Source organism: Thermosipho globiformans (assembly GCF_003990895.1).
In the GTDB taxonomy this organism is placed as follows: Bacteria; Thermotogota; Thermotogae; order Thermotogales; family Fervidobacteriaceae; genus Thermosipho; species Thermosipho japonicus.
Genome location: NZ_BHXD01000021.1, coordinates 1 through 11119, shown reverse-complemented (window position 1 = coordinate 11119; position 11119 = coordinate 1). Strand labels below are relative to the sequence as shown.

9 protein-coding genes are annotated in these 11119 nt (G+C 32.1%); 6 read left to right on the top strand and 3 right to left on the bottom strand.

The genetic code is table 11. From position 1 onward, the window contains the following. Positions 1–146: 146 nt before the first annotated feature. The 6 genes from rbsD to rbsK are packed head-to-tail and all read left to right on the top strand — an operon-like array spanning position 147 to position 5772. Positions 147–533 (top strand): D-ribose pyranase, encoded by a 387-nt coding sequence (rbsD, locus tag EO083_RS09455; RefSeq protein WP_126994177.1) that lies wholly within the window; start codon positions 147–149, stop codon positions 531–533. Then, positions 534–2012, top strand: coding sequence for a sugar ABC transporter ATP-binding protein (locus tag EO083_RS09450; protein ID WP_126994175.1), 1479 nt, complete (start codon positions 534–536; stop codon positions 2010–2012). Beyond that, positions 2009–2935: an ABC transporter permease gene (locus tag EO083_RS09445; protein WP_126994173.1), complete on the top strand. Its 927-nt coding sequence runs from the start codon at positions 2009–2011 to the stop codon at positions 2933–2935. Before EO083_RS09450 ends, EO083_RS09445 begins: the two co-directional genes overlap by 4 nt. 12 nt (positions 2936–2947) lie before the next feature. Continuing rightward, the gene (gene rbsB, locus EO083_RS09440; RefSeq protein ID WP_126994171.1) at positions 2948–3817 is read left to right on the top strand and encodes a ribose ABC transporter substrate-binding protein RbsB; all 870 of its coding nucleotides are present in this window, start codon (positions 2948–2950) and stop codon (positions 3815–3817) included. A gap of 57 nt (positions 3818–3874) precedes the next feature. Beyond that, positions 3875–4867 (top strand): LacI family DNA-binding transcriptional regulator, encoded by a 993-nt coding sequence (locus tag EO083_RS09435; RefSeq protein WP_126994169.1) that lies wholly within the window; start codon positions 3875–3877, stop codon positions 4865–4867. Next, a complete protein-coding gene (rbsK, locus tag EO083_RS09430) occupies positions 4864–5772 on the top strand; it encodes a ribokinase (RefSeq protein ID WP_126994167.1) in 909 nt (302 codons plus the stop codon). Before EO083_RS09435 ends, rbsK begins: the two co-directional genes overlap by 4 nt. 25 nt (positions 5773–5797) lie before the next feature. On the opposite strand, the gene EO083_RS09425 is transcribed toward rbsK, so the two are convergent. The 3 genes from EO083_RS09425 to EO083_RS09415 are packed head-to-tail and all read right to left on the bottom strand — an operon-like array spanning position 5798 to position 10807. Next, a complete protein-coding gene (locus tag EO083_RS09425; protein WP_126994165.1) occupies positions 5798–8314 on the bottom strand; it encodes an adenosylcobalamin-dependent ribonucleoside-diphosphate reductase in 2517 nt (838 codons plus the stop codon). 17 nt (positions 8315–8331) lie between these two features. Further along, on the bottom strand, positions 8332–8850 hold the full coding sequence (locus tag EO083_RS09420) for a 4Fe-4S cluster-binding domain-containing protein (protein WP_126994163.1): 519 nt from the start codon (positions 8848–8850) through the stop codon (positions 8332–8334). Position 8851: 1 nt separating this feature from the next. Then, positions 8852–10807 carry an anaerobic ribonucleoside-triphosphate reductase gene (locus EO083_RS09415; RefSeq protein ID WP_126994161.1) on the bottom strand — a complete coding sequence of 652 codons (1956 nt, stop codon included), beginning with the start codon at positions 10805–10807 and terminating at the stop codon, positions 8852–8854. Between the last annotated feature and the right edge of the window lie 312 nt (positions 10808–11119).

Here is an 11119-nt window from a genome sequence, read left to right as displayed (position 1 = left end):
AATGAAAGGACGCTAAAGGCACAGATTACATATATGTTACTAGGGCAGCAGTTAACAATGTTAATAGACACACTCTCAGCTCATCCTAAGATGATTAGATTGATTGAAAAATAATTTTTTACATTGGCCAGGGTGGAGGTGATGATTTGAAGAAGACAGGAATTTTTAATTCGGAAATTTCGAGGATAATTGCAAAATTAGGTCATAAGGACAAAATTGCTATTGTTGATTTAGGTTTTCCTATTCCTTCTCATGTTGAGAGAATTGATATTGTATTAGATTTTGGCAAGCCAACTTTTGAGGAAGTCTTAAAGGTAATATTAAAGGAATTAAAGGTTGAACAAGTTATATTGGCTGAGGAATCTTCAGAGCAATTTGAGGAAATTCTTAAAGAAAATATTCCAGATGTAGAGTTTTCGAAAATATCTCATGAGGAGTTAAAACAGCTTACTAATAATGTTGTGGCGGTGATAAGAACAGGTGATGTCGTTCCGTATAGCAATGCTATATTAGTTTCTGGGGTGATTTTTTAAATGGAAAAGATATTATATATGAAAGGTATTATAAAAAGATTTCCTGGGGTTCTTGCTTTAAATAATGTTAATTTTGATCTTTATACGGGAGAGGTTCATGCATTATTGGGTGAGAACGGAGCAGGAAAAAGTACTTTAATAAAAATTATCAGCGGTGTGTATAAAGCCGATTCAGGAGAAATTTATATAAATGGAAGAAAATCATTTTTTTCAAATCCTACTGAAGCAATTCAGGAAGGAATTGCGACAATCCATCAGGAGTTGAATTTGTTTGAGGAGTTAACAGTCGCTGAAAATATTTTTGTTGGTAATATTAATAAGTTTAATATATCAAGATCTAAAATGATAAGAATTGTAGATAATTTTTTGGATGAATTTAATTTTCCTATAAAAGCATCGGAAAAAGTAAAAAATTTGAATACTTCAGAAAAGCAGTTAGTTTCAATAGCAAAGGCGCTTTCTCTAAACGCGAAAATAATTATTATGGATGAACCGACTGCAACCATTACTGAACATGAAACTAAAAGATTGTTTGAAATAATTAAAGAATTAAAATTTAAAAATATTTCTGTTATTTTTATTTCCCACCGTCTTGAAGAGATATTTGAAATAGCAGACAGAGTTACAGTTTTGAGAGACGGTAATTATATTGGAACAACTCATATTGAAGATGTCTCTAAAGAGAAATTAATAAAGATGATGGTAGGAAGAGATATAAATGAAATGTACCCAAAATTCAATAAAATTTCTGAAGAAGAAATTTTCAAAATAGAAAATTTAAATGTAGGTAATTTTGTTAAGAATGTTTCTTTTAATGTCAAAAAAGGTGAGATTTTTGGAATTGCTGGATTAGTTGGTTCTGGAAAATTAGAAATTGCGCTTGGAATTTATGGTTATTTGCCTTCAAAATGGGAAAAGTTAGTTTTAAATGGGAAAGAATTGTTACCGGAAAAAAATATGTTTAGACATGGTATAGCTTTGGTTCCAGAAGATAGAAAAAAGATGGGATTAGTATTAGAAATGGATGTGATGAAAAATATAATTTTGCAGAATACAGATGAAGTAACAAAATTTGGAAAGATTTCTTGGAAAAAGTCAAAAATAATAGCTAATGAAGAAATACGGAAATATGGAATAAAAGTTTCTTCTATAAATCAAAAAGTTAAAACATTATCAGGTGGTAACCAACAGAAAGTAGTTCTTTCAAAAGTTTTGAGAAAGAAGCCAAAAATAGTATTTCTTGTTGAGCCTACCAGAGGAATAGATGTTGGTGCAAAGGTAGAAGTTTATAACATAATAAATAAGCTTGCAAATATGGGAGTTGGTGTGGTGTTTATTTCTTCTGAACTCCCTGAAATTGTTAGCTTATGTGATAGAGTTTTGGTTATGCATAGAGGAAAATCTATGGGAATATTGGATAAAGATAAAATAAGTCAAGAGAATATTTTAAAATTAGCTACAGGAGTTGATAATGAATGAATTGGAAAATTATTGTTAAAAAAGCTAAGGAGTATCCTGCCATAGTTGGCTTTATTGGTTTAGTAGTTTTTTTTGCAATATTGAGTGATAGATTTTTAAGTTTGTCTAATTTTATCAACGTTTTTAGACAAGTTTCTATTCAGGCGATTATAGCATTTGGAATGACATTAGTAATAATATCAGGAGGAATTGATCTGTCGGTGGGATCTATTTTTGCACTCTCGGCAGTTATTATGGCTTCTGTTATAAAAGGTGGATCTGTTTTCTTAGGGATTCTTGCTGCTTTAGCTGTTGGGGCTCTTTTTGGTTCGATAAATGGTTTCATAATTGCTAAAGGTAAAATACAACCATTTATTGTAACATTGGCTACTATGGCAATAGCAAGAAGTTTGACATTGGTTTATACTCAAGGAATGCCAATAACTGGATTTCCATATTCATTTAGATTTATTGGTAGAGGAGAAATTTTAGGTATTCCTGTCCCAATAGTTATAATGTTTGGTATTTTTGCAATAATTTGGTATATTTCGATGTATACAAAGTTAGGACTTTATACTTATGCTATTGGTGGGAATGAAACAGCGGCCAAATTAAGTGGAGTAAAGGTTGATAAGTATAAAGTAATAATTTATATGCTAAGTGGACTTTTATCTGCTATTGCTGCTATAATACTTACTTCCAGATTAAATAGTGCCCAGCCCACTTTTGGAACAGGGTATGAACTTGATGCAATAGCAGCAGTGGTTCTAGGTGGAGCTAGTTTGGCCGGTGGAAAGGGAACAGTTATTGGAACCCTGTTTGGTGCATTAATTATGGGAATTTTAAATAATGGGCTTAACTTGTTGAATGTTTCTCCATTTTATCAACAGGCGGTAAAGGGTATAGTTATCCTTATTGCTGTTTTAATTGAAAGAGAAAACTAGGAGGTGGGTCGTATGAAAAGGTATATTTTTGTAATAATGATTTTAGTGGTATTTGCATTTACAGCATTTAGTTATAAAATAGGTTTGTCGTTATCAACTCTTAACAATCCATTTTTTGTAACACTTAGAGATGGTGCAGTCGCCCAGGCGAAAGAACTTGGAATTGATTTAATAGTAGTTGATGCACAAGATAGGCCTTCTAAACAACTCAATGATATTGAGGATTTGATTCAGCAGAAAGTTGATTTGATAATAGTTAATCCTACAGATAGTGATGCTATTGTTGCAGCCGTTGAAGAAGCAAATGATGCAGGAATACCAGTAATTACAGTAGATAGAGGCTCAAATGGTGGAAAAGTAGTTGCTCATATTGCGTCTGACAATGTTTTGGGTGGAGCTATGGCTGCCAGGTTTATTGCTGAAAAGTTGAATGGAAATGGAAAAGTGATAGAACTTGTTGGTATTCCGGGAACTTCTGCAGCTAGAGATAGAGGAAAAGGTTTTGAAACAGAACTTAAAAAATATCCTGGCTTAAAATTGGTTGCAAAACAAACAGCAAACTTTAATAGAGCAGAAGGACTAACGGTTATGGAAAATTTACTTGAGGCGTACCCAGCTATTGATGCTGTTTTTGCCCAAAATGATGAAATGGCATTGGGAGCAATTGAAGCAATAAAAGCTGCTGGAAAACTTGGGAAAATTATTGTAGTTGGTTTTGATGCGATCCCAGATGCTATTGAAGCAGTTAAAAAAGGAGAAATGGCTGCTACAATTGCTCAACAGCCGTATCTAATGGGACAACTGGCTATTCAAAAAGCATATGATTATCTTGAATCTCATACAATTTATATTCCGGTAGAATTAAAATTAGTTACTCAGTAAAAATATCGCACGGGGGGCTTCCCCCTCTTTTTCTAATGTTTTAGATGGAGGGTTGGTATGAACAAACCGAGTATAAAAGAAGTTGCAAAAAAGGCTGGAGTTTCTATTTCTACAGTTTCTAGGGTATTAAATAACTCAGCCCCAGTTTCTAAAGAATTAAGAAAAAGAGTCGAAAATGCAATTAAAGAATTAGGGTATTTTCCAAGCAATATTGCTAAAAGTTTAAGAAAAGGCAAAACAAAAACCATTGGTTTCATATTACCTGATATTACCAATCCATTTTTTGCTGATATAGTTAGAGGTGCTGAAGACTTCTTGAGAAAAAAAGGTTATACTCTTATTTTATGTAATTCAGATCAAAATAGTGAGCAAGAAATTCAACTTCTTGAAACATTAATTTCAAAGCACATTGATGGGCTGCTTTTTACTGGAACAGGTAGTTTTAACTTATTGTTGGAGGAAAAAATAAAAAAAGGATTAAAAGTAGTCTTTTTAGATAGGATTATTCAAGGGATTAATGCATCGTACGTTATTGTGGACAACAAAAAAGGTATGGAACTATTATTAGATTTTCTTATAAAAAATGGGCACAAAAGTTTTATATTTATTAATGGAAATAAAGAAACATTTAGTGCCAAGATACGGTATGAAGTATTTATGGAAAAAATGAAGAATGCAAAATTGGAGTATAAACATTATTTTACAAATTTTTCATATGATGCTGGGTATAAATTTGCAAAAGAGATAAAAGACTTACCGCATGCTATAGTATGTGGGAATGATCTAATTGCCTATGGAGTTATTGATGCGATTGAAGAAAAAGGTTATAGAGTACCTGATGATGTAAGTGTGACAGGATTTGATGATATTTTATTTAGTAAACATTTTAAACCACCTTTAACCACAGTTAGACAACCTAAATATAGGATGGGTATGAAAGCAGCAGAGTTAATAATAAAAATTATTGAAGAAAATAAATCCTTAAATAGAGGAATAATTCTTGAACCAGAATTGATAATTAGAAAATCAACTAAGGAGCTGAAAAAATGATTGCAGTGGTTGGAAGTTCTAATATGGATGTTGTTTTAACAGTTGAGAGATTTACTTTGCCTGGTGAAACTCAAAAGGCTCAGAAATTAGAGTTTTTTTCAGGAGGGAAAGGTTCTAACCAAGCAGTTAGTATAGCAAAACTTTCTGAGAAAAATTCTAATGTTTATTTTTTAACTTGTATTGGTAATGACTCTTATGGAAGAGCTTTAAAAGATCAATACGACAAATTAAACATTGAAGGATATGTGGAAGTTGATGATAATAATGGTTTAGCTTTTATTGAAGTTACAGAAAAAGGTGAAAATAGAATTGTAATATATCCTGGAGCAAATAGAAACTTAACTAAAGAAATTATAAAAAAGCATGAAGCAAAACTTTTAGAAGCTGATTACATTTTGCTTCAAAATGAAATCCCATTTGAGTCAACTTTATATGCTGCTCAACTTTTTAGTGAAAATGGAAAAATTGTTATTTTTGACCCTGCTCCAGTAAGTGGAATTGAAAAGGAAATTTTTCAATTTGTTGATTTTTTGACACCGAATGAAGAAGAAATAAAACTTTTAACAGAAAAGTTCTTTGGAAAATTTGTCTCATATGAAGATAGTTATTTTAAGCTTAAAAGTTTAGGATTAAAAAAACTCATTGTAAAACTTGGAAGCAAGGGAGTAATTTATTTTGAAGGAGATAAAAGGATGGAAATTCCATCTTTTAAAGTTAAGGCTGTTGATACAACGGCAGCGGGAGACGTTTTTAACGGAGCATTTGTTGTAGCTTTGCATGAAAATCTTGATATAAAAAAATCATTGGAATTTGCCTCGGCAGCAGCGGCTTTGTCAGTTACTAAAAAAGGTGCACAAAATTCTATTCCTTCAAGAAAAGAAGTTGAAAACTTTTTAAATATATAAAAAAAGGCGCAACGCGCGCCTTTTTTTAACTACATTTGCTCCAGCCACATTTTTTACAACTCATACAACCTTCCTGCTTTATTATACTATTTTTTGAAAGACAAGAAGGACAATATACATTTCCATTTTCATCTACGTAGTAGCCTTCACTCCATTCAAGGTCATTTGCCATTACAAATTTTTCTACTTCTTCTGCAGTTTTAACTGTTCCGTCTATTACAAATGTTTCATCACTTTCAATTTCCGAGTTGCCCCACAATTCAATAAAATCATCTATAGCTTTTTTGATTTCTTCTGCGAGGCCCTTTGTATATTCGCCATTAACCTTTTGAAGCTGTTCTAGAATTTCTTCTATTGACACACCTGCTCTTAGAGCTATAGAAGATAATCTTCCTATAGATTCTGCAAGTTCAGTACCATTTGAAAGGAATATTTCAACTGCTTCTCCATTGTCGTCAAAAGATACAGTAATATATGTTGTATTTTCGTTTGATTTATATTTCCTGGTAACGCTTCTTAATGTACTCTTTCTTGGTTTTGGCCTTAGTTTATGTTTTTCATCTAAGAGGAAAAATTGAACTTTTGGAGCATCCTTAGTTTTAACATGTTTTGCAGAAGTTAAGACTTGAGTTTGCAGTGAGCCATCCCTATATATTGTCAGTCCTCTTACATTAAGTTTCAATGCTTCAAGATAGATATTTAAAACATCTTCCTTTGTAGCACTATTTGGCATATTAATAGTTTTAGAGATATTATTGTCAACATATCTTTGGAAAGCATCTTGCATTAAAAGATGATCCATTGGGGAAATATCCATTGCAGTTACGAAGACTTTTTTAATTTCTTCTGGTACATCTAAATCTTGCAATGAACCTTTTTCTATTAGTTTTTCTTTGATTTTTTCAAGAATTTTTGGATCAAGCTTTTTTTCTAAAACTTTGTTTACATAAAAGAGTGATTCTTTTGTACCATCGTGTTTGTTCATGTATCTAACATAAGCTAGTAAGAAATTTGGCTCAAGACCGCTACTTGTATCTGCTATGTTAGATATAGAGCCTGTTGGTGCAATAGTTAGTACTGCTACATTTCTTTTTCCTTTTTTAGATTCTCTCATTACTTTTTTGATATCTTCATCGTATTTGCTCATTCCCATTGCAAATGGGACAAATTCTTCGTCTTTAAAGAACTTGCTTTTTTCAAACAATGGGAAGCTTCCTTTTTCTCTTCCTAGTTTATTTGATTCGTCATGCCCATGTAACGCCATGAATCCCATAAGATCAGCTGCAAATTGTCTCCCCACTTCAGAATTGTATGGAATATCAAGTTTGTATAAAAGATCTGCAAATCCCATTATACCTAATCCTAGTCTTCTACTATTTCTAACTGCGTTTGTAATTTTTTCAAGAGGAAAGACATTAACATCGATTACGTTATCTAGGAATCTTACAGCAAGTCTTACAGTATCTTCAAGTGCATCCCAATCAACTTGTCCGTCTTCTGTAGCAAATTTAGCAACATCAATTGATCCAAGGTTACATGCTTCATATGGTGCAAGGCCTATTTCACCACATGGGTTGGTGGAGATTATTTCCATTTCTGGATACAATGGATAATATTTATTCATTTCATGCAGAAATGCAAGACCTGGATCGCCTGTTTTCCATGCATTTTCTGCTATTTGTTTAATTATATCCCTTGCTTTTATATATCTTTTTTCTGTAAACTTTGGATGTGAAAGTTCTATTTCACCATCTTCTTCATATAATTTTAAAAGTTCCTTTTTATCAAATGGGATTCCTACAGAAATATTGAAATATTTTAGTACTTTTTCTCCATCATTGTTTTCTTTGGCAGTTATAAATTCTTCGATATCCGGATGGTTTATATTTAATATTCCCATTAATGCTCCACGTCTTTTATACCCTTGTTCTACAACTCCAATTGCCGAGTTAAAAACATGCATGAATGATACAGGTCCAGATGCTTGACCGTGGGTTCCAGCCACAAAACTTCCCTTTGGCCTTAAACTTGAAAAGTTAGATCCAATTCCTCCACCTGCTTTTGTAATTAATGCATATTCTTTTACTGCTTCAAATATTCCATTGATGCTGTCATCAACTGGAACTACAAAACAGGCAGATAACATGTGCAGGTGATTTCTTGTGTTGTATATTTCTTGGTAATCAGAAAGTGTCATGTTTTCAATAGGTTTCCAGAGAAGTTCATGCCTTACACCCATACCAGCATTAAATAGAGTAGGGCTATTTGGAATAAATATTCTAGCTTTTAGCATTTTAAAGAATGTTTCTTCTGTTTCCTTTATCATCTCTAATTTTTTTGCATCATCCATTTTTTTTACTTGTGGGTTGTTGACAAGTTCCGATGTTGCAACTACTCTGGCAACTCTTCTACATACGTCTTCCCACTTATTTTCTAAAAAGTTTCCACTTGTATCTTTGGTAAAGTACCTTTCGGAAAGTATTTTGTAGGCGTTTTTTGAAGGTTCAACATCTAGCCAGCGTTTTATAATGTCTTCATACATAATGCTTCCTCCTCTTCTTATTTACTTAGTACTTTATTAAGCTTAATATATTTTTGATTTTTTGATGCTGGAAACAAAACATTGCCTTTTTCGTCAACGTTTCTTTGCGTATGATCATATGGCCCTAAAACTAATTCATCCATATATTCAATGTAATTTTCTAAATTTTGTCTTTCTATTTCCTCTAGTGTTCTCCAGGAATAGAGGGTATTTACAATTTTTTCTGAAAATTCTTCTTTTAATTCTTTTGAAATTTGAAAGACTGCATCTCTGTTATATGGGGCAAGGGGCTCACCACCTAAATATACCACAGCTATTTTGTCATATGATTCAAGAGCATAATTTATTTTATCTTTTAAAATTTGTATAAGGTCTTCTAAATCGTATTTAAATCCTCTGTAAGGTTCCCAAGTTTCTTTGTTGTGACATAACAGACATTTTGGAGATCTATCACAGCCTTGAAAATAAATAGAAAGACCTAATAATTCTGGATGATCATTTGTTGAAAAGAAAATTCTATTTATATAGACAGTCATATTACATTCCCTCCAGTGAATAAAATTTCCTTTTTGAGTATTCATAGTTTCTTCTTGTTTTATTAAAGGAATTGATTGGAACTAGATAACCTACTATTCTAATGTATTCTTCTGCTTTTTCTTTGCCGCATATTGGGCATCTTTTTCCGATAAAAGCATGACCTTCATTGCAAACTGAAATTTTTTGGTTAAATGCAAAGTACATAACACCTTTTTTAGCTATAAGATTAACCATCTTCCATGAGTCTTCTTCGGATTTAAAAGGTGCACCTATGTTAATGTGTAATATAGCCCCACCTGACACCTTTTTGTCAAATTTTCCTGAGTATTTTATTCTATTCATCATATCAGTTTCGGCTGTTAGTGGTACCCATTGATTTGAATAAAGTTCATATGGTTGCCTTTCTTTTCCAAATATGATTGCATCTTTTTTTGCAAGAGTAACTGCTGCTTTTTCTGCAGGCACTTGTTCAATGTTAAATGTAAAACCATATTTTTTAAATCCTTGCTCGGCTTTAGACTTAATAAAGTCAAGGGTCTGAGATACAAACATTTCCCCATCTTTTGAATATTTTAAGCCTTCTGCAGAAAGTTCGGTAAGTCCCATAAAATCTGCTGATTCCCATACTCCCGTAATTCCAATTGTTCCATATTGTCTTTCAAGCTTCATGAGTCCTACTTTATAAAGTGGTAATACGCCTTGTTCAATTCTTTCTTGAATAATAGTTCTTACTACATGAAGGATTTTTTGTACTAGATCTACCCTTTCATTCAGAATTTCAAAGAATTTATCTTTATTTCCATTTGCTTCAAGAGCAATTCTCGGAAGGTTAATTGTTACAACCTTAAATGAACCTATATTGAGATCTGAACCCCCGATAGAGTTTGCCATGCCTTTTAATTTGGTATCTTCAGGATCCGCTGATAGTGAGAGTTTGATTTCTTTAGTAGAGCTTGTGAGCCTGCAACATGATGCAACTGCATCAATTGAATCAGAGATATACCAGTTTGTATCTTGCCATTTGAGATTTACCTTATTAATAAACCTTGCACTGTCTTCATCAACAAATTTTCCATCTTTATAGAGAAGTGAAGCTGTAAGAACAGGAAATGTAAACATCTGCCTTTCTCTTTCTTTTGCAACCCATTCCCAATAGTGTTTTTGCAATTTAATTATGTTCTCTAGTTCATCTACAATAGGTGTACCATCTGGATATTTTTCCCCTTCAAATATCGCTTTGATGTAATTTCTGTCTAAATATGTAAAATTTGTATATGGTGATTGATGTGTTCTAATTGGTTGATTAAATGAATAAGTTAGAATTTGAAAATGTTGTTCAATATACCAGTCAATTTTGTCTTTTGGTATAATGCCTTCTTCTAAGTCTTTCTTTACGTAATACCACATCCATACAAAAAAGTCGGGAAGTCCAACTGCACCACTTGATTGATTAGAAGCAAACATTACAAATTGAATTACATGTTGAATGAAAGTAGATAAATGTTGCGCTGGTATTGATTGAATTGTGTCGATAAAGGGTAAACCTTTCTCCACTATTGGCTGGAGAGTATAGGCAAAACAATATGGCATAAATGCTGCATGATGTGCATCATGTAAATAAATTGCTCCATTGATTTGTGCTTCTAAAAATTTGTTTGCATCTTCTTTTCCATAGAGTTTTTTCATTTTTTTCCAGATAACATAAATAGAATTTAATTTTGTAAATGGTTTATTTACTTCAGCAAAGTAAGTTCCAATATGCTTAGAGCGGACGTTAGCGTTTGTGTCAATTGATAAATCACCTATTTTTTCATTAGCAAAAAACTTCTTATTAAAATAATCAATATCAAGATTTTTACCAAAACCTTCTAATTCAAAAATTTCAGAACCATATTTTTCTTCTAGTTTTTTAAATTGCAAATCAAAATCTTCAGAGTAACCAAAATTAACTAACATAAAATACCCCCCAATTAAAAGAATTGAATATAATCTTTATACAACCACAATATATTGTATATCATAAAAGCGAAATATACAATATATAGTTTGTGTTAACATTCTAAATAAGTGGAAATTAAAAAGTAAACTTATTATGAAAATTATACAAGCGTTGAAAAATTCCAAAAATTGTAACAAAACGCCTGTGTAGGTGAAGATAATTAAAGAAAGAGAAAAGAATAGTAAAGGTGACTGTAACTTGACTAAGAGTTACAAACGTGGTAAATTAGAAGACGCGTTGGGGAAGGGGTCATTGAAAAATGGATAGCA

What these genes read in the sequence shown, in the direction of transcription:
- EO083_RS09450 (WP_126994175.1), top strand. Translation starts at nt 534, where the DNA reads ATGGAAAAGATATTATATATGAAAGGTATTATAAAAAGATTTCCTGGG.
- EO083_RS09445 (WP_126994173.1), top strand. Translation starts at nt 2,009, where the DNA reads ATGAATTGGAAAATTATTGTTAAAAAAGCTAAGGAGTATCCTGCCATA.
- rbsB (WP_126994171.1), top strand. Translation starts at nt 2,948, where the DNA reads ATGAAAAGGTATATTTTTGTAATAATGATTTTAGTGGTATTTGCATTT.
- EO083_RS09435 (WP_126994169.1), top strand. Translation starts at nt 3,875, where the DNA reads ATGAACAAACCGAGTATAAAAGAAGTTGCAAAAAAGGCTGGAGTTTCT.
- rbsK (WP_126994167.1), top strand. Translation starts at nt 4,864, where the DNA reads ATGATTGCAGTGGTTGGAAGTTCTAATATGGATGTTGTTTTAACAGTT.
- EO083_RS09425 (WP_126994165.1), bottom strand. Translation starts at nt 8,314, where the DNA reads ATGTATGAAGACATTATAAAACGCTGGCTAGATGTTGAACCTTCAAAA.
- EO083_RS09420 (WP_126994163.1), bottom strand. Translation starts at nt 8,850, where the DNA reads ATGACTGTCTATATAAATAGAATTTTCTTTTCAACAAATGATCATCCA.
- EO083_RS09415 (WP_126994161.1), bottom strand. Translation starts at nt 10,807, where the DNA reads ATGTTAGTTAATTTTGGTTACTCTGAAGATTTTGATTTGCAATTTAAA.